Origin of the sequence: Streptomyces ovatisporus (assembly GCF_042653885.1) — a bacterium.
GTDB classification, from domain to species: Bacteria; Actinomycetota; Actinomycetes; order Streptomycetales; family Streptomycetaceae; genus Streptomyces; species Streptomyces ovatisporus.
In genome coordinates this window covers 1-17,675 of record NZ_JBHSFH010000001.1, presented here as the reverse complement: position 1 = coordinate 17,675, position 17,675 = coordinate 1, and the positions used below count along the sequence as shown (strand labels likewise).

The 17,675-nt window shown below is 71.4% G+C and carries 16 protein-coding genes; 13 read left to right on the top strand and 3 right to left on the bottom strand.

The genetic code is table 11. The features are described 5' to 3' along the window. Positions 1–25 precede the first annotated feature (25 nt). The 4 genes from ACFPA8_RS00080 to ACFPA8_RS00065 are packed head-to-tail and all read left to right on the top strand — an operon-like array spanning position 26 to position 4,398. The gene (locus ACFPA8_RS00080) at positions 26–280 is read left to right on the top strand and encodes an acyl carrier protein (protein WP_386440409.1); all 255 of its coding nucleotides are present in this window, start codon (positions 26–28) and stop codon (positions 278–280) included. 5 nt (positions 281–285) lie between these two features. Next, positions 286–1,092 carry an alpha/beta fold hydrolase gene (locus tag ACFPA8_RS00075; RefSeq protein ID WP_386440340.1) on the top strand — a complete coding sequence of 269 codons (807 nt, stop codon included), beginning with the start codon at positions 286–288 and terminating at the stop codon, positions 1,090–1,092. Beyond that, a complete protein-coding gene (locus ACFPA8_RS00070) occupies positions 1,089–2,285 on the top strand; it encodes a glycosyltransferase (protein WP_386440338.1) in 1,197 nt (398 codons plus the stop codon). Before ACFPA8_RS00075 ends, ACFPA8_RS00070 begins: the two co-directional genes overlap by 4 nt. Positions 2,286–2,316: 31 nt before the next feature. Then, on the top strand, positions 2,317–4,398 hold the full coding sequence (locus ACFPA8_RS00065) for an ABC transporter ATP-binding protein (RefSeq protein WP_386440335.1): 2,082 nt from the start codon (positions 2,317–2,319) through the stop codon (positions 4,396–4,398). A gap of 132 nt (positions 4,399–4,530) precedes the next feature. Here ACFPA8_RS00065 and ACFPA8_RS00060 read toward each other — a convergent pair whose 3' ends face one another. Then, the gene (locus ACFPA8_RS00060; protein WP_386440332.1) at positions 4,531–5,331 is read right to left on the bottom strand and encodes an SGNH/GDSL hydrolase family protein; all 801 of its coding nucleotides are present in this window, start codon (positions 5,329–5,331) and stop codon (positions 4,531–4,533) included. Positions 5,332–5,999: 668 nt separating this feature from the next. Between ACFPA8_RS00060 and ACFPA8_RS00055 the strand changes: the two genes are divergently transcribed. From ACFPA8_RS00055 to argF, 7 genes are all read left to right on the top strand, one after another. Next, entirely contained in the window at positions 6,000–7,232 is a 1,233-nt protein-coding gene (locus ACFPA8_RS00055; RefSeq protein WP_386440329.1) for an AAA family ATPase, read from the top strand. A gap of 68 nt (positions 7,233–7,300) precedes the next feature. Continuing rightward, positions 7,301–7,666: a nucleotide pyrophosphohydrolase gene (locus ACFPA8_RS00050; RefSeq protein ID WP_386440406.1), complete on the top strand. Its 366-nt coding sequence runs from the start codon at positions 7,301–7,303 to the stop codon at positions 7,664–7,666. 119 nt (positions 7,667–7,785) lie between these two features. Next, positions 7,786–8,235 (top strand): DUF6099 family protein, encoded by a 450-nt coding sequence (locus ACFPA8_RS00045; protein ID WP_386440326.1) that lies wholly within the window; start codon positions 7,786–7,788, stop codon positions 8,233–8,235. Between the two features lie 106 nt (positions 8,236–8,341). Then, positions 8,342–9,265: an LLM class F420-dependent oxidoreductase gene (locus ACFPA8_RS00040; protein ID WP_386440323.1), complete on the top strand. Its 924-nt coding sequence runs from the start codon at positions 8,342–8,344 to the stop codon at positions 9,263–9,265. Position 9,266: 1 nt separating this feature from the next. After that, positions 9,267–10,250, top strand: coding sequence for a homocysteine S-methyltransferase (gene mmuM, locus ACFPA8_RS00035; RefSeq protein WP_386440320.1), 984 nt, complete (start codon positions 9,267–9,269; stop codon positions 10,248–10,250). Positions 10,251–10,303: 53 nt separating this feature from the next. Then, complete coding sequence (locus ACFPA8_RS00030; RefSeq protein ID WP_386440317.1) at positions 10,304–11,536, top strand: arginine deiminase; 1,233 nt, start codon at positions 10,304–10,306, stop codon at positions 11,534–11,536. A gap of 134 nt (positions 11,537–11,670) precedes the next feature. Next, complete coding sequence (gene argF, locus ACFPA8_RS00025; protein ID WP_386440314.1) at positions 11,671–12,681, top strand: ornithine carbamoyltransferase; 1,011 nt, start codon at positions 11,671–11,673, stop codon at positions 12,679–12,681. Between the two features lie 72 nt (positions 12,682–12,753). On the opposite strand, the gene ACFPA8_RS00020 is transcribed toward argF, so the two are convergent. After that, positions 12,754–13,524 (bottom strand): sulfite exporter TauE/SafE family protein, encoded by a 771-nt coding sequence (locus ACFPA8_RS00020; protein ID WP_386440312.1) that lies wholly within the window; start codon positions 13,522–13,524, stop codon positions 12,754–12,756. Between the two features lie 346 nt (positions 13,525–13,870). On the opposite strand from ACFPA8_RS00020, the gene ACFPA8_RS00015 reads away from it, so the two are divergent. Both ACFPA8_RS00015 and ACFPA8_RS00010 read left to right on the top strand, forming a co-directional pair. Next, positions 13,871–14,698, top strand: coding sequence for an enoyl-CoA hydratase family protein (locus tag ACFPA8_RS00015; protein ID WP_386440310.1), 828 nt, complete (start codon positions 13,871–13,873; stop codon positions 14,696–14,698). 31 nt (positions 14,699–14,729) lie between these two features. After that, on the top strand, positions 14,730–17,018 hold the full coding sequence (locus ACFPA8_RS00010; RefSeq protein ID WP_386440404.1) for a bifunctional salicylyl-CoA 5-hydroxylase/oxidoreductase: 2,289 nt from the start codon (positions 14,730–14,732) through the stop codon (positions 17,016–17,018). A gap of 183 nt (positions 17,019–17,201) precedes the next feature. Here ACFPA8_RS00010 and ACFPA8_RS00005 read toward each other — a convergent pair whose 3' ends face one another. Continuing rightward, complete coding sequence (locus ACFPA8_RS00005) at positions 17,202–17,573, bottom strand: DUF3099 domain-containing protein (protein WP_386440308.1); 372 nt, start codon at positions 17,571–17,573, stop codon at positions 17,202–17,204. Positions 17,574–17,675: the final 102 nt, after the last annotated feature.

Below are 17,675 nucleotides of genomic sequence, written 5' to 3'. Positions count from 1 at the left end.
GGCGGTGCTGGCGGACATCGCCGGCATGCTGCGGACGCTGCTCGAGGAATACGGGCTCGACGAGGCCGAGATCGGCCGCGAGACCACGTTCCACGACGATCTCGAGCTGGAGAGCATCGACCTCGTGGCGCTGTCCGGGTCTCTGCGCGAGCACTACGGTGACCGCGTCAACTTCGCCGAGTTCGTCGCCGAGCTCGAACTCGACGAGATCATCGCGCTGACCGTCGGACAGCTCGTCGACCACGTCGTGGAATCGCTGCGCGCCACGGAAGCAGGCTGATCCGGATGAAGATCTCCACGGGAGAGATCACCACCCACGTGCAGAGACTGCCCGCGACGGGCCGCGACGACGCGCTCGGCGAGCCGCCGGTCGTGGTCTTCGTGCACGGTCTGCTCACGGACAGCCTGGCCAGCTACTACTTCACCCTCGGCCCGGCCTTCGCCGCCGAGGGCATCGACGTGATCATGTACGACCTGCGCGGTCACGGGCGGAGCGACCGGCCGAAGTCCGGCTACCAGCTGGAGCGCTTCGTCGGCGACCTCGCCGGACTGCTCGACGCGCTCGGTGAGCGCCGCCGCGTCCACGTGGTCGGCAACTCCTTCGGCGGCACGATCGCCGCCGCTGCCGCCGCCTGGCACCCCGACCGGGTCGCGACCGTCAGCATGATCGAGTCCGAGCCGCCCGTCGAGGAGTGGACACGGCACATGGCCGACGGACTCGCCGACGCCAAGGACCAGTTGAGGCACGAGGAGGTCATCGGCTGGATCAAGGACAACCACGGCGCGCACACGGCCCGCCTCTCGCGCGGTGCGAGCCGCATCCTGCAGACGACCACGCTGGCCGAGGACGTTCCCAGCGGACGCGTCATATCCGACGACCTGTCCGCCATCGGCTGCCCGCTGCTGGCGATATTCGGCGACGAGTCGGGGCTCTCGGCCCAGGTGCCCTCCCTGGAGGCCAAACTGGACCGCTGCCGCACCGTGGTGCTGCCCGACCAGGGGCACTCCGTCCTGGTGGAGCGCACGGACGACACCCGGGACATCCTCCTGGAGTGGGTGCGGGAGCACGAACTGACCGAGGCAGTACGGTGACTCGCTTTCTCCTCGTCGTCCCCCCGCTGGTCGGGCACATCAACCCGCTGCTCGGCGTCGCGGACGAACTGGCCCGCCGCGGCCACCGCGTGGCGTGGGCGGGCTACCCCGAACAGATCCACCGGCTCGCCGGAGCGGACGCCGTGGTCTTCGAGACCGGGATGCCGGACGTGGGCCTGAAGAGGCCGGCCAAGCTCACCGGGCCCGCCGCATTCCGCTTCCTGTGGGAGGAGTTCTTCTCACCGCTGGCCGAACTGATGGCGCCCGGTGTCGACTCCGCTGTCGAGGCGTTCGACCCGGACGTCGTCGTGCACGACCAGCACGCCGTCGCGGGTGCTCTCGTCGCCGAGCGCCGCGGCCTGCCGTACGTGACGTCGGTGACCACCTCGGCCGAACTGACCGATCCGCTCTCCTCGATGCCCAAGGTCGAGGCCTGGCTGAAGGGGATCTTCGCCTCGCTGCGCGAGCGGTTCGGCGACCCGGAGCAGACCGGCGACCCCCGCTACTCGCCGCACGGCGTCATCGCCTTCACCGGGCGGGCGCTGCTGGGCGACGCGCCGCTGCCCAGCGACCGTATCGAGATGGTCGGGCCCGCGATCGCTCCCCGTGCCGCGCAGAGCGATTTCCCGTACGGGGAGCTGGACCCGCAGCGGCGCAAGGTCCTGGTGACGCTCGGCACGGCCAACGCGGACGCCGGGACGAGGTTCCTGACCGAGGCGGTGCACGCCATGCACGCCCTGCGCGAGCGGGTCCAGGGCATCGTCGTCGACCCGGGCGGCGTCCTCGGCGGGATGCCCGGCGGTGTTCCCGAGGGTGTGATCGTGCGCGAGTACGTGCCCCAACTCGACCTGCTGGCACACCTCGACGCCGTCGTCTGCCACGCCGGCCACAACACCGTCTGCGAATCCCTGTGGCACGGGGTTCCGCTCGTCGTGGCCCCCATCCGCGACGACCAGCCGATCGTCGCCGGGCAGGTGGCCGACGCGGGTGCCGGCGTACGCGTGCGCTTCAACAGGGTGGACGCTCCGCGGCTGGCGGCGGCCGTCGAGTCCGTGCTCGATCCCGCGGGGGGACACCGGGCGGCAGCCGAGGCGATCGGCCGTTCCTTCCGCGCTGCCGGCGGTGTGCTCGCCGCCGCCGACCATCTCGACCGTATCGCCGCCCGTCCGGCGGACGTCCAGGCAGCAGGCTGAACCCGTCCGATTGCGACCTGAGGACTCCCACATGACGACGGCTCCGAGAACCCCCGAGCACTTCGGGCTGTTCCAGGGCTCCCAGCCCCCTCCCGCCCCTCCGCAGCCGACCGTGCCCGGCACCGGCGGGCACCCCAGGGCCAGCATCCTCCGCATCGACCACCGCAAGCGTGCGCCGCTGCGGGTGCTCATGGGGTACGCGCGACCCCACCGCCTCGTGCTGTTCGCGACGTTGCTGCTCGTGCTCGCCGCGAGCGGCGCGGGCCTGGCGCAGCCGCTGGTGGCGCAGCAGGTGCTGAACTCCCTCTCCGACGGCGGTGACGTGGTCGGGCCGGTGATCGTGCTGGGCGGTCTCGTCGTGGCGGGCGCCGGCCTCACCGGTCTGCAGTCCTGGTGGCAGCAGCGCACGTCGGAGCGCGTCGTCCGCCGGGTGCGTCAGGACCTCGTCTTCCGCCTGATCCGGCTGCGGATACCGGAGTTGGACCGCCGGCCGCCCGGCGACCTCATCGCCCGGGTCACCTCGGACAGCACACTGCTGCAGAACGCGGCGACCGAAGGTCTCGTGATGATCGCCAACGGCGTGCTCAGCATCTTCGGTGCGGCCGTGCTGATGGGCGTCGTCCACCTGGGGCTGCTCGGCGTGACGGTCGGCGTGCTGCTGACGGTCGGTCTGGTGATGGGCGGAATCCTGCCCCGCATCCGCAAGGCCGTCTCCCGTGCGCAGGAGTCGATCGGTGCGGTCGGCGCCGCGCTGGACCGCACGCTCGGCGCCGCCCGTACGGTCAAGGCCAACGGTGCCGAGGACCGTGAGACGGAGGTCGCCGAACGGGCCATCGACGGCGCGTACCAGGCGGGCCTGGTGGGCGCCCGCTACGTGGCCGTCGTCAAGATCCTCTCCGGGGTCTCCATCCAGGCGGCGTTCCTCGCCGTGCTCGGAGTGGGCGGCGCGCTCGTGGCCTCCGGCGATCTCGAGACGCCCGAACTGATCGCCTTCCTCCTCTACGTCTTCTACCTCGCGAGCCCGATCGGCTCCCTCGTGGCAGGGCTGGGCATGCTCCAGCAGGGCCTCGGCGCGGTGGGCCGCATCGAGCAGATCAAGCGCATGGCCGTCGAGGCCGACGTCGACGAGGTGCCGGTGGTCCCCGCCCTCCCCGCGGCCCGCGCGAACGGGAACGCGAACGGCAAGGTGAGCGGGCCGCTGCCGGCGTACGGCAAGTCCTACGTCCCGCCGAACGGGCACACCGACGACCGGGGCGCGCAGGGCCACGGCCCGAACGGCCGGGCAGGCGGGCAGGACACCTCGGACGGTCCGTCCACGATGAAGCTGAAGATCCCCGGCCCGCCCACCATCCAGTTCCAGGACGTGCGGTTCTCCTACCCGGGCCGCGGCACGGCGCTGAAGGGCATCGACTGCACCATCCCCGGCGGCACGCAGACCGCCCTGGTCGGCCTGTCCGGCGCGGGCAAGACGACCATGTTCGCGCTGCTTCAGCGCTTCTACGACCCGACAGCCGGACGGATCATCATCGACGGCGTCGACATCGAGACGATGCGCCGTGCCGAGGTGCGCAGGCGCATCGCCTACGTCGAGCAGGACTCGCCGGTGATGGCGGGCACGCTGGAGGACAACCTCAAGTACTCGGCGACGAACGCCTCCGAGGAGGACATCGCCGAGGCACTCCGCGTGACGCGTCTCGACGCGCTGATCGCCCGGCTTCCCGACGGCCTCCGCACCGAGGTGGGCAACCGCGGTGTGTCGCTCTCCGGCGGTGAGCGTCAACGCCTCGCGATCGCACGGGCGTTGCTGCGCAAGCCCGAGGTGCTGCTGCTCGACGAGGCGACGGCCCAGCTCGACGCCCGTAACGAACAGGCGCTCCGGGAAGCGGTGGACCAGGCGGCCCGCAAGTGCACGGTCATCGCCATCGCGCACCGGCTCTCGACGGTCACGCACGCGGACCAGATCGTGGTGATGGAGCACGGTGAGATCCGCGCGTTCGGCAGCCACAAGGAGCTGGTCAAGTCCGACCCTCTCTACCGGGAACTCGCCGCCTCCCAGATGCTCGTGGGCGAGGACGGCGATTCGGCGGACACGCTGGCGAAAGCGGGACGCTGAGGACCCGCGGCATGCGGCTCGCGGCGGTCGGCTCGCGGCGGTCGGCTCGCGGTGCCGGGCACGGCGAAGGGCGCCCGTCCCGAGGACGGACGCCCTTCCGGCCCGCTGGAAACGCGGCGGGCTCCGATCCCGTCAGCCCATCAGGGGGTTGAGGGCGGCGAGGTAGCCGTCCCTGTGACCCTCGACGTTCGGGTGGTAGGACTCGTTGAGCTTTTCCCACTCGAGGCTGGTGACCCATTCCGAGTTGCCGGAGCAGATCGTGTGCGGGTCGAACACGGGGCGCGCGTCGAGGAATGTGAAGCCTGCTTCCTGCGAACGCGCGGACATGATCTCGGCAAGAGTGTCGGCCGCGGAGTTCAGAGCGGTGCGCTCCTTGTCGCTGAGGCCGAGAATGCCGCAGTCACCTCCAATTGTGTAGAGCCGGGGATATCCGACGACGATGACTTTCGCGGACGGTGCGGCCGCACGTACGGCTGCGTAGGTCTTTGAAAGCTGAGGGGACAGCTGGCTGTTCGCAGCTGCCTTTGCCGCTTCGACACCTGCCAGGCAGTCGGCGTCGTCCGCGGTGAGAATGCAGTTCTTCAGAACGTCGACGAAACCGACGTCGTTGCCGCCGATCTGAAGAGTCACCAGGGACGTGTCCGCGGTCAGCTGACCGACCTGCGTGTTCATCACGTCTGCCGTGGTCGCGCCGGAGCACGCCGCTTCCACGAAACCGACGTTCGGGTGCGCGGCGGCCCACAGCCTGGTGTAGGAAGTGGGGCCGCGCCGGCAGGCGTCGTCCGGGTTGTCGTAGGTATTGGTTCCTACCGCGACGGTGTACGAATCTCCCAGAGCGACATATTTACCCTCGGCCGCATGTGACCCTGGAGCAACGAAGGCCACGGCCACGAACGCCAGCACGGTGGCGAACAGCAGCTTTAAAGTGCGCATGAAGTCGACTTCTCCGAAGGTGTGGGGGATGAGAACACCTTAGAATTAGCAGGTGAAGCGCTCGATGAGTACATGTCAACGGGCAGATTTTTGGTCACAGTTCGATATACGCGGGCTTCGGAAAGCATGATCGCGGCACTGCGCCAGTGGCAATTCCCGCCACTTCCCGATGGCTTCTCAGGTGACTTTTCCTCAGTTGTTTCCATCGAAATTGCGAGAGCTATCCCCGCTTTCGCGGGCCGGTCGTCCCACTCCCGCGGAAGCGCATACATCCGGTGGGCCGCGGCCACTGCGGCTGCCTGCCGTGTCCTGCTCCGGGAGGCTCGTCCGGCCCCCGGAGGAGGCGCCTGAGCCCCGGTCCTGACGGCCCGTCGGTTAACGAACGCAACCCGACGCAACCCCCAGCCACCCGGGCCGGACCGCGTGTTTCCCCTCCCGGGAGTCGGCCAGATCTCCACCCTGCTCGAGGCCGGCCGCCCGCATCGCCACCGCGCCTGCCCGGCGGAGAAGGGGCGGATGAGGGGCGGAGAGGAGACGGAGAAGGGGCGGAGAAGGGGCGGATAAGGGGCGGATAGGAGGCGGAGAGGAGAACGTCGTCGTCGCTCGTTCGGGGGGCCGGGGCGCGGAGGGAACGGTTCGCCCGTACGGCACTGCATACGGTCCGGTGCATGCATGTCACGAGCAATCCGTTTCCTGCCGCCACCTCGGAGGAAGCGCCGCTGCCCGAGGACGACGGCGCCGCGCGCCCGTCGCCCGCCACCGTCACCCGGCTGCGGCTGTCCGCGTTCCGTGCGCTGCGGGAGCGCACCGTCCCCCTCACGCCGGTCACCCTGCTGACGGGAGGGAGCGGCAGCGGCAAGTCCAGCGTCCTGGAGGCGTACGAGGCGCTGGCGCGGCTCGGCGGGGGAGAGGCGCTCGGAGAGGTCTTCGGCCGCGGCGCCGGGGGAGCGACGGCGTACGTGCCCCACTCGGCACGGCCCGACGCCCAGGGGCGGCGCGGTTTCCAGCTCGGCTGCACCGTCGACGGTCCCGCCGGGGCGGTGCGACTCGACCTGGCCGTGCAGGCCGAACCCGCACTGCGCGTCGTCGGTGAGCGGCTGACCGCGTCGGACGGCCGGACGCTGCTGTCCACGGCGCTCCGCGACCCCGCGCGCCCTGCGGTGCAGGCGGAGTGGCACAGCGCCGGTCCCGGTCGTGTCACCCGTGCGCGGCTGCCCGACGACCGGCTCGCAACCGCCTTGCTGCCGCTGCGCGTTGCGGGCGGGAGCAAGGAGGAACGCCGCGTACTGGCAGCCGCGGAACAGGTCGTCGTCGCACTGCGCTCGGCCTTCGCCTGCGACCCCCGTCCGGAGAACATGCGCGACCCGGTCTCCGCCGCCGACAAGCTGCTGCGGGGCGGCTGCGACAACCTGGCGGCCGTGCTGCGCCGCACCCGCATGGAGTGCGGTACCCGGCACGGCCTGCTCGTCGCGGCGGTGCGGGCCGGATGTGCGGGCCCCGTCGCCGACCTGGCCTCCGACGTCGTGGACGACGGACGGGACCGGGGGATGATGCGGGCGCTGCTGGTGCGCGGCGCGGACGACGCCCGGACGCCTCTGGAGTGGCTGGGCGACGGGGAGTTGCGCTACACGGCGCTCGCCTTGGTCCTCCTCACGGGGCCCGGGGTGCTGTCCATGGACCCTGCGCAGGAGGTGCTGCCCGCGCGGCAGGCGCTGACCGTACTGGCGGACGGTCTCGACCGCGCCCTGGACGGCCGCCAGACACGTGAACTGCTGTCGCTGGCGGTGCGGATGGGCGAGCGGGGGCATGTGCGGCTGCTGGGAGCGGTGAGCGACGCGGGGGCGGCGGCGCGGGAGGCGGAATCGTCGCCAGGGGTCGGCCTGGTAGACCTGGGGACGTGAGCGAACCTTCCTTGCCTCAAGCCCCTCCGTCCGCGGGCGCCGGCAGCAACCCGCGACCCGGCAGCGATCTGACGCCGACGGCCACGCCCGGCAGCGATCTGACGGTCGCGCAACTCCAGCGGAGGCTGGCCGAGTTCGCGGCGGCCCGCGACTGGGGCCGGTATCACACGCCGAAGAACCTCGCCGCCGCGCTCAGCGTCGAGGCGGGCGAACTCGTCGAGATCTTCCAGTGGTTGACGCCCGAGGAATCGGCCCGTGTGATGTCGCATCCGGGGACCGCGCACAGGGTCGAGGACGAGGTCGCGGACGTGCTCGCGTATCTCCTCCAGTTCTGCGAGGTGTTGGGCGTCGACGCGCTGCAAGCGCTGTCTTCGAAGATCGAGCGGAACGAGAAGCGTTTCCCGAGCACCGGAAGCGGTCACTCTATGGAGTGAGGACCGTGTCCATGCAGGGCTAAATGTCCAAAGTTTCCACAAACTCCCTGGTTCATCTGCCCCTTGATGGTCACTCTGCGTAGCGAGAACCGTGAAGGGAGGTGGTGACATTGGATGCCGTGCATCTCATCAAGGCCACCCGGCATGCGCTTGTGGAGTGCTCATCGGTGCGGGAGATCCTCGCCGAGGCATGGCAGGCGCAGGCGCTTGTGGAAGCTGTCGGACGCCATCTGGCGGAGAGCGGCCCGCAGTTGGTGCGCCCCGAGGCGAAGGCCCTGAGCGAGGTGGGCGGTCGCGCCTGCCGTTCGCCGGAGCACCTCGGACCGTCCCCCGGGGCCGCCCGCGCCGCGAGGCTCTCCGAGATCCAGGACCCGAAGTGCGCTCTGACCGACCTCGCCGGGCTGCTCGTCGAGGCGGGTGTGGCACTCGTCCTCGTCGCGGTCACCGCGGACCAGCAGGGGCTGTACTGGCACGTCATCGAGGCCATCGACGCGATGGACGAATCGGAGGACAGAGTGACGGCCATGCTCCGCCGGCTCGCGGTGCACGAGCACGGCGGCGCGGCGTAGACGTACGGCCGGCCGCCACGAGCGACGTCCGGCACCGCTGCGCGTGCCGGGCACCGCAGTGCGTCGGGAGAGCGGGAAGCGGGGCAGGGAGGGCAGGATACGGACCATGAAGCTGCGCATCTTCACAGAGCCCCAGCAGGGGGCGAGCTACGACACGCTGCTGCAGGTGGCCAGGGCCGCCGAGGAGCTGGACTTCGACGCCTTCTACCGCTCGGACCACTATCTGGCGATGGGCGGGACGGAAGGGCTGCCCGGGCCGACGGACGCCTGGATCACCCTGGCCGGACTGGCCCGGGAGACCAGCTCCATCCGGCTGGGCACCCTGATGACGGCGGCGACCTTCCGCCTGCCCGGTCCCCTCGCCATCCAGGTCGCCCAGGTCGACGCCATGTCCGGCGGCAGAGTCGAACTCGGCCTGGGCGCGGGCTGGTTCGAGGAGGAGCACAGCGCGTACGGCATCCCGTTCCCGAAGGAGAAGTTCGGACGGCTCCAGGAGCAGCTGGAGATCGTCACCGGGCTGTGGTCCACGCCGGCCGGTGAGAAGTTCACGTACGACGGCAGGTACTACCGGCTGACCGACTCGCCCGCTCTCCCCAAGCCCGTCCAGCCGAAGGTGCCGGTCCTCATCGGCGGTCTGGGCAAGGTCCGCACACCCGCTCTCGCCGCACGCTTCGCCGACGAGTTCAACATCCCCTTCGCGTCCGTCGCCGACAGCGAGGAGCAGTTCGGCAGGGTCCGCGCGGCGGCGCAGGAGCACGGCCGCAGCCCCGGGGACCTCGTCCTGTCGAACGCGCTGGTCGCCTGTGTCGGCAGGGACGACGCCGAGGTGGCTCGCCGGGCGGCGGCCATCGGACGGGACGTGGCGGAGCTGAAGGAGCACGGCCTGGCCGGTTCCCCGGCCGAAGTCGTCGACAAGATCGGGCAGTACGAACAGGCCGGGGCCTCCCGTGTCTATCTGCAGATCCTCGACCTCCACGACCTCGATCACCTTCAGCTGATCTCCGAGCAGGTACGGACCCAGGTGGCATGACGTGAGCCGCCCCGCCCTCCCGCTGGGCGCGGCGCTGGCCCGCGGCCCGCTCGTGCTCGACGGCGGCCTCTCCAACCAGCTGGAGGCCCAAGGCTGCGACCTGACCGACGAGTTGTGGTCGGCGCGGCTGCTCGCGGACGACCCGCGGCAGATCGAGGCGGCGCACGCTGCTTACGTGCGGGCGGGTGCGCGGGTACTCGTCACGGGCAGCTACCAGGCGTCCTTCGAGGGCTTCGGCCGCGCCGGGATCGAGCGCCGCGAGGCGGAGGCCCTGTTCCGCCGCAGCGTGGCACTCGCCCGCGCGGCGGCCGGAGACCGTGCTGTGTGGGTCGCGGCCTCCGTCGGCCCGTACGGCGCGGTCCTCGCGGACGGCGGCGAGTACCGCGGCCGCTACGGGCTGAGCGTCCGCGAACTGACCGCCTTCCACCGTCCGCGGGTGTCGGCGCTGGCAGCGGCGGAACCGGACGTACTGGCACTGGAGACGGTGCCCGACGTGGACGAGGCGGAGGCCATGCTGCGCGCCTCCCGGGCGTGCGGTCTCCCGGTGTGGCTGAGCTACACGGTCGACGGGCCGCGCACGCGGGCCGGGCAGCCGCTGGCCGACGCCTTCGCGGTGGCGGCCGGTGAGCAGCAGGTGGTGGCGGTGGGCGTGAACTGCTGCGCCGCCCGGGACGTGAGTCACGCGGTCGAGGTCGCCGCGGCCACGACGGGCAAGCCGGTCGTCGTCTATCCCAACAGCGGCGAACGCTGGGACCCGGACCGCCGTGCCTGGGCGGGGAGGGCCACCTACTCGTCCGGGCCGGGCGGGGCGGCCTCGTGGGCCGCGGACTGGTTCGCCAGGGGTGCGCGGCTGATCGGCGGCTGCTGCCGGGTGGGACCGGACGTCGTCGCGCAGCTCGCGCGGGACCCGTCGCTCGGCGGCGGACGCGACGGCGACGACGACGGCGGACGCGGCGACGGGCAGGGCCACACCCGTCGTACCTGAGGATCTTCGACAATCACGGCGCACGCCGCCGCCGCCTCGGCCAGGATGGAGGCATGGGATTCCATGTCGACTCCGAGGCCGGGCGGCTGCGCCGCGTCATCCTGCACCGTCCCGACCTGGAGCTGAAGCGGCTCACGCCCACGAACAAGGACGAGCTCCTGTTCGACGACGTGCTGTGGGTGCGCCGTGCACGCCAGGAGCACGACGCTCTCGCGGACGCCCTGCGCGACCGCGGCATCGCCGTGCACCTCTTCGGTGACCTGCTGACGGAGACGCTGGAGATCCCCGAGGCCCGCACCCTCGTCCTGGACCGGGTCTTCCACGAGAACGAGTACGGTCCGCTGGCCACCGCGCATCTGCGTGCCGCCTTCGACCGGCTGCCCGCCCGGGAGCTCGCAGAGGCACTGGTGGGCGGCATGACCAAGCGTGAGTTCCTGGAGGCCAATCCGGAGCCGGCCTCGGTCCGCTTCCACGTGCTGGACCTCGACGGTTTCCTGCTCGCACCGCTGCCCAACCACCTCTTCACCCGCGACACCTCCGCGTGGGTCTACGACGGTGTCTCCATCAACGCCATGCGCTGGCCGGCCCGGCAGCGGGAGACCGTCCACTTCGAGGCGATCTACCGGCACCACCCGCTCTTCACCCGTCCGGAGAACACCGGTTTCCACGTGTGGTCCGAGGGGCAGGGCGCCTACCCGTCGACCATCGAGGGCGGGGACGTGCTGGTCATCGGCTCGGGCGCGGTGCTGATCGGCATGAGCGAGCGCACCACCCCGCAGGCGGTGGAGATGCTGGCCCGCGGCCTGTTCGCAGCCGGATCCGCCACCACGATCGTGGCTCTCGACATGCCCAAGCGCCGTGCCTTCATGCACCTCGACACCGTGATGACCATGGTCGACGGCGACACCTTCACGCAGTACGAGGGGCTGGGCATGCTCCGCTCGTACACCATCGAACCGGGCGGAAGCGCGAACGAGCTGAAGGTCACCGACCACCCGCCGGAGCACATGCACCGCGCCATCGCGGCGGCTCTCGGCCTGGACCACATCCGCGTCCTCACGCCCACCCAGGACGTGCACTCGGCCGAGCGGGAGCAGTGGGACGACGGATGCAACGTGCTGGCCGTCGAGCCTGGCGTCGTACTGGCCTACGAGCGCAACGTCACCACAAACACCCACCTGCGCAAACTGGGGATAGAGGTGCTGGAGATCCCGGGCAGCGAACTGGGCCGGGGCCGGGGCGGTCCGCGATGCATGAGCTGCCCTGTGGAGCGGGACCCGGTCTGAGCCGGGACCGGACGGACGGGGCCGGGCCGGGAGCCCGCGCACCGGCCCCGACGGGACGGGCCGCTTGTATAAGGATTCGAAGGACGGTATAGAATTCCAGGGTTGTCGACCGAGCCAGCGACCTAGGAGCCGTCATGGCGACAGACCTCACGGGCCGCCATTTCCTCAAGGAGCTGGACTTCTCGCCCGAGGAGTTCCGCTTCCTGATCGATCTGGCCGCCGAGCTGAAGGTGGCCAAGAAGGCGGGCGCCGAGCAGCAGCGGCTGCGGGGCCGGACCATCGCGCTCGTCTTCGAGAAGACCTCCACCCGCACGCGCTGCGCCTTCGAGGTCGCAGCGGCGGACCAGGGCGCCGGCACCACGTACCTGGACCCCGCAGGGTCCCAGCTCGGGCACAAGGAGTCCGCGCGCGACACCGCGCGGGTGCTGGGCAGGATGTACGACGGCATGGAGTACCGCGGCAGCAGTCAGGCCGTCGTGGAGGAACTGGCCGCCTACGCCGGGGTCCCCGTCTACAACGGGCTCACCGACGACTGGCACCCCACGCAGATGCTCGCCGACGTCCTCACCATGACCGAGCACTGCGCCAAACCCCTCAGCGAGACGGCCTACGCCTACCTCGGAGACGCCCGGAACAACATGGGTAACTCCTACCTCGTGACGGGCGCGCTGCTCGGCATGGACGTACGGATCGCCGCGCCGCGGCAGCTGTGGCCCGAGGAGACGGTCGTCGAGCAGGCCCGCGCGCTGGCCGCCCGCACCGGAGCCCGCATAGCGCTCACCGAGGCCGTGGAGGAGGGGGTGCGGGGTGCCGACTTCGTCGCCACCGACGTGTGGGTCTCGATGGGGGAGCCGAAGGAGGTCTGGGACGAGCGCATCGCGCTGCTGCGGCCGTACGCGGTGACGATGGACGTACTGCGGGCCACCGGCACCGAGGACGTGAAGTTCCTGCACTGCCTGCCGGCGTTCCACGACCTCGGGACGTCCGTCGGACGGGAGATCCACGCCCGGCACGGACTCGACTCCCTGGAGGTCACGGACGAGGTCTTCGAGTCCGGGCACTCGGTGGTCTTCGACCAGGCGGAGAACCGGATGCACACGATCAAGGCCGTCCTCGTCGCCACGCTGGCCGCCGCGGGCGGCTGACCGGCCCAGCCGCAGCCGCAGCCAAGTCCCAGCCGCGCCAGTCCCGGCCGCGCCAGTCCCAGCGGCCCAGTCTCAGCCGTGCAGCGCGAGGTAGGGCGCGAGTGCCAGAAGCGTTCCCGCCAGCGCGTACTTGAGCTTCCGTACGGGCACGACGCGGGCGATCTTCCAGCCGATCATGACGCCCGCCAGTTCGGGGAGGCCGACGAGCACGGCGAGCGGCCAGTCGATGGAGCCGTGCATCGCGTAGCCCACCGTCCCCACCCCGGCGATGATCACCGACTGGGCCTGCGCGGCGGCGAGCGCGGGAAGCAGCGGCAGACCGCAGAGCACCAGAAGCGGAACGCTCAGCATCGGGCCGCCGAGGCCGAACAGTCCGGCGGCCACGGACACCCCCAGCCCCACCGCTCCGGCCGCCAGAGGTGACAGACGGACCGGGCGGTCCTCGCGCTCCGGGACGGCGCGCTGCTCGCGCACCCACACCAGGACGCCGGTCGTGGCGACGGCCACCGCGAGCAGGAGGGCGAATCCCTCCCCGCCGACCAGGGTGTTGAAGTAGACACCCAGCGGTGCGCCGGGCACGGCTACCGCCGAGAGGACGAGCGCGATCCGTCTCGTCCCCGGTTCGCGCAGCTGACCGGAGCGTGTGTACGCAGCGGTGCCGAGTGCTCCCGTGGCGATGTGCGTGGCGATGGCGGTGCCCGCCACGCCCGCGGGTGAGAGGCCCGTCAGCAGGAACATGCCGATCGTGGGCAGCACGCCGCCGGGCCCGACCGCCGTGATCCCGATACCGCCCAGCAGCCCGAAGAGGGCCAGCAGCGCGAGTATCAGCGGATCACTGTCCACCGGGCAGCCCCTTCCACGTGCGGGCGTCCGGCCTGCGGTTCCCGGCCTGCGGTTCCCGAACTGCGGTTCCCGAACTGCGGTTCCCGAACTGCGGTGCACGGGGCTGCCGGACGCGCTTCCGGCGACACGCTATCCGCTCCTGCCGGCCGCCCCGAGGGTGCGTCTATCGCGTACCCGTGACGGCAGTCACGAAGCGGTGATACTTTCGCATGGTCGGCGTCGCGAGGGAGGCCCTGTCCCTGAGCGAGCCGGTGCACGTTCCTGTGACCGAACCGGATGCGCCCGAACCGGGAGCGCCTGCGAGCGTCCTCCCGGCCGCGCTGCCGGCCTGCCGGGGAGCAGCCGCATGAGCCCGTACACGGGGTCCGCCCGCCGCACCGACGACTGGAAGCACATCCGGGTGACTGAGGACGACGGAGTCGTCACCGTCACCCTCGCCCGTCCCGCCCGCCTGAACGCCCTCACGTTCGGGGCGTACGCGGACCTGCGCGACCTCCTCGCGGAACTCTCCCGTGAACGGCGCGCACGCGCGCTCGTGCTCGCAGGGGAGGGACGCGGCTTCTGCTCCGGCGGCGACGTCGAGGAGATCATCGGCGCCACCCTGGACACGGACACCGCGCAGCTCCTGGACTTCAACCGCATGACGGGCCAGGTCGTACGGGCGCTGCGCGAGGCGCCGTTCCCCGTCGTGGCGGCCGTTCACGGGGTCGCGGCGGGCGCGGGCGCCGTGCTGTCGCTCGCCGCCGACTTCCGCGTCGCCGACCCGACAGCCCGGTTCTCCTTCCTCTTCACCAAGGTCGGCCTCTCCGGCGGCGACATGGGCGCCGCGTATCTGCTGCCACGCGTCGTCGGTCTCGGACACGCCACGCGCATCTTGATGCTCGGTGAGCCCGTGCGGGCGCCGGAGGCCGAACGCATCGGTCTCATCAGCGAGTTGACGGACGAGGGCCGGGCGCACGACGCAGCCGCGCAGCTCGCCCGCCGTCTCGCCGACGGACCGGCACTCGCCCTCGCCCAGACCAAGGCGCTGCTCACCGCCGAGCTGGACCTGCCGCTCTCCGCCGCGGTCGAGATGGACGCGTCCACGCAGGCGCTGCTCATGCACTCCGAGGACTACGCCGAGTTCCACGCCTCGTTCACGGAGAAGCGCCCACCGAAGTGGCAGGGGAAGTGAGTTGAGCGGGCCGGGGGTGTCCGGCGCGGGCATGCGCGTCGCCGTCGTCGGCGGCGGGCCGGGTGGACTCTACGCCGCGGCGCTCCTCAAACGTCTGGACCCCTCCCGTACCGTCACCGTCTACGAACGCAACGCTCCCGACGACACGTTCGGCTTCGGCGTCGTGCTCTCCGACGAGACCCTCGGCGGCATCGAGCACGCCGATCCCGCCGTATACGCCGCACTGCAGCGCGAGTTCGTCCGCTGGGACGACATCGACATCGTGCACCGCGGCACCACCCTCACCTCCGGCGGCCACGGCTTCGCCGCGCTGGGACGCCGCCGCCTGCTCGCCGTACTGCACGACCGCTGCCGGGAGCTGGGCGTCGAGTTGCGCTTCCGGACCGAAGCGCCCCCGGCCGCTCGACTGGCCCTCCGGCACGACCTGGTGGTGGCCGCCGACGGAGTGCACAGCACCACGCGCGACGCACACGCCGACGTCTTCCGCCCGTCGACGACGACGCACCGCTGCCGGTACATCTGGCTCGCCGCCGACTTCGCTCTCGACGCGTTCCGCTTCGAGATCGCCGAGACCCCGCACGGCGTCCTCCAGCTGCACGCCTATCCCTACGAAAGGGCCGCCGACGGGAACCCGGGCGCCTCCACCGTCATCGTCGAGACCCGCGAAGAGGTATGGCGTGCGGCGGGCCTCGACCTGCTCGACGAGCAGGAATCCGCCCGGCAGTGCGCCAAGCTCTTTCCCGAGACCCTCGGCGGACGGCCGCTGCGCGGCAACAACTCGCAGTGGATCGCCTTCCGCACGGTCGCCAACGAACGCTGGTCCCACGGCAACACGGTGCTGCTCGGCGACGCCGCCCACACCGCGCACTTCTCGATCGGATCCGGCACGAAGCTCGCCGTCGAGGACGCCCTCGCACTCGCCGCCTGCATCGAGGAGCAGCCCGACCTGCCCGCCGCACTCGCGGCATACGAGGCGGAGCGGCGTCCCGTCGTCCTCTCCACGCAGCGTGCCGCACGCGGAAGTCTGGAGTGGTTCGAGGACCTGGCCACGTATGTCGCCCAGCCCTCCCGGCAGTTCGCCTTCAACCTGCTCACGCGCAGCCGTCGCGTCACACACGACAACCTGCGGCTGCGCGATGCCGGCTTCGTCAGATCGGTCGAGGACGAAGCGGGTGTCCCCGAGGGCACGCCTCCGATGTTCACGCCCTTCCGGCTGCGCGGACTGACCCTGCGGAACCGGGTCGTGGTCTCCGCGATGGACATGTACTCCGCCCCGGACGACTCCGGAACTCCCGGCGACTTCCACCTCGTTCACCTCGGCGCCCGTGCGCTGGGCGGGGCGGGCCTCGTCATGACGGAGATGGTCTGCGTCTCCCCCCGCGGCCGCATCACCCCCCGCTGCACGGGACTGTGGTCCCAGGAGCAGGAGCGTGCCTGGCGCCGCGTCACCGACTTCGTGCACGCGCAGGCGCCCGGCGCCGCCATCGGCGTCCAACTCGGCCACTCCGGTCGCAAAGGCTCGACGCGCGTGATGTGGGAGGGCATCGACGAGCCGCTGCCGCACGGCAACTGGCCCCTCGTGGCACCCTCGCCGGTCCCGTACCGCGAGGGCGTCAACCAGGTGCCGCACGAGCTGACGGCAGGCGAACTCGACGGCATACGCGAGGAGTTCGCGGAGGCCGCCCGAAGGGCGGACCGTGCGGGCTTCGACCTTCTCGAACTGCACTGCGCACACGGCTACTTGCTCTCCAGCTTCCTCTCGCCCCTGACCAACCGCCGTACCGACGCCTACGGGGGCGGCATCGCGGCGCGGCTCCGCTTCCCCCTGGAGGTCTTCGACGCCGTGCGCGAGGTCTGGCCGCGCGACAGGCCCATGACCGTCCGCGTGTCCGCGACGGACTGGGCGGACGGCGGCATCACCCCCGAGGACGCCCTCGCCGTGGCCGACGCCTTCGCCCAGCACGGCGCGGACGCCGTCGACGTCTCCACCGGCCAGGTCGTCCCGGACGAGCAGCCCGACTACGGACGCTCGTACCAGACCCCTTACGCCGACCGCATCCGCAACACTCTCGGAGTCCCCGTCATCGCCGTCGGCTCCATCTCCTCCTGGGACGACGTCAACTCACTGCTGCTCGCCGGCCGCGCCGACCTCTGCGCCCTGGGCAGGCCGCACCTCTACGACCCCCACTGGACCCTGCACGCCGCAGCCGAGCAGGGCTACGACGGCCCGGCTGCGCCCTGGCCGCAGCCCTACCGCGCGGGGAGCCGCCGGCCCCCGACGGGACGTACGGACGCACCGAAGCCGCGCCTCACCCTGTGAGGCGCGGCGGGAGCGGGGAGCAGGGGAGCGGGGAGCACGGCGGCAGGCCGGGCGGGTGCCTGCCGGCCAGCTGGTGACGGGGCGGGGCTGTTGACGGGCCAGGACTGCTGATGGGGTGGGGCTGCTGACGGGGCGGGGCTGCTGAAGGCCCAGCTGCTGACGGGTGTGCCGGGACGTCGAGCCTCAGTGGGATCGTCGGCGGCCCCGGGCTGCCCGGCCACTGTTGCCGGGGTGGCGGGCGGAGTAGCTGCCGGGACTGCCTCCGGTCTGTCCCTCGGCCTCGCCGCCGGTCTGTCCCGCGGCCTCGCCTCCGGCCTGTCCCTCGGCCGTTCCGGCCGGTGGCCCACTGTCGTCCTCGGGCTCGTCCCACCAGCGGTCGTCAGGCTCGCGCCGGTTTCCGACGATCACAGCGACCGGCGGGATGATCATCGCCGCCACGCACAGCCCGATGGTCGCGGGGACGGACAACAGCCGCACGAAGCTCCAGGCGCTGATGAAGAGCACCAGGCACATGGCCATCAGCACGAAGTAGCGCCTACGCCGTCGCGCGTACATACCTCCAGCGTATTACTGGCCGGGGTGCGGGCGTAGCCGCTCGGGTCGGGGGTGCGTGGTCGGGTGCTGGTGGGTGGGGGTGGGGTTGGTTGCGTTGGTGTC

Excerpts from the sequence above, each read along its gene's own strand:
- ACFPA8_RS00080 (WP_386440409.1), top strand. The coding sequence starts at position 26 with ATGCTGCGGACGCTGCTCGAGGAATACGGGCTCGACGAGGCCGAGATC.
- ACFPA8_RS00075 (WP_386440340.1), top strand. The coding sequence starts at position 286 with ATGAAGATCTCCACGGGAGAGATCACCACCCACGTGCAGAGACTGCCC.
- ACFPA8_RS00065 (WP_386440335.1), top strand. The coding sequence starts at position 2,317 with ATGACGACGGCTCCGAGAACCCCCGAGCACTTCGGGCTGTTCCAGGGC.
- ACFPA8_RS00060 (WP_386440332.1), bottom strand. The coding sequence starts at position 5,331 with ATGCGCACTTTAAAGCTGCTGTTCGCCACCGTGCTGGCGTTCGTGGCC.
- ACFPA8_RS00055 (WP_386440329.1), top strand. The coding sequence starts at position 6,000 with ATGCATGTCACGAGCAATCCGTTTCCTGCCGCCACCTCGGAGGAAGCG.
- ACFPA8_RS00040 (WP_386440323.1), top strand. The coding sequence starts at position 8,342 with ATGAAGCTGCGCATCTTCACAGAGCCCCAGCAGGGGGCGAGCTACGAC.
- ACFPA8_RS00030 (WP_386440317.1), top strand. The coding sequence starts at position 10,304 with ATGGGATTCCATGTCGACTCCGAGGCCGGGCGGCTGCGCCGCGTCATC.
- argF (WP_386440314.1), top strand. The coding sequence starts at position 11,671 with ATGGCGACAGACCTCACGGGCCGCCATTTCCTCAAGGAGCTGGACTTC.
- ACFPA8_RS00015 (WP_386440310.1), top strand. The coding sequence starts at position 13,871 with ATGAGCCCGTACACGGGGTCCGCCCGCCGCACCGACGACTGGAAGCAC.
- ACFPA8_RS00010 (WP_386440404.1), top strand. The coding sequence starts at position 14,730 with ATGCGCGTCGCCGTCGTCGGCGGCGGGCCGGGTGGACTCTACGCCGCG.
- ACFPA8_RS00005 (WP_386440308.1), bottom strand. The coding sequence starts at position 17,573 with ATGTACGCGCGACGGCGTAGGCGCTACTTCGTGCTGATGGCCATGTGC.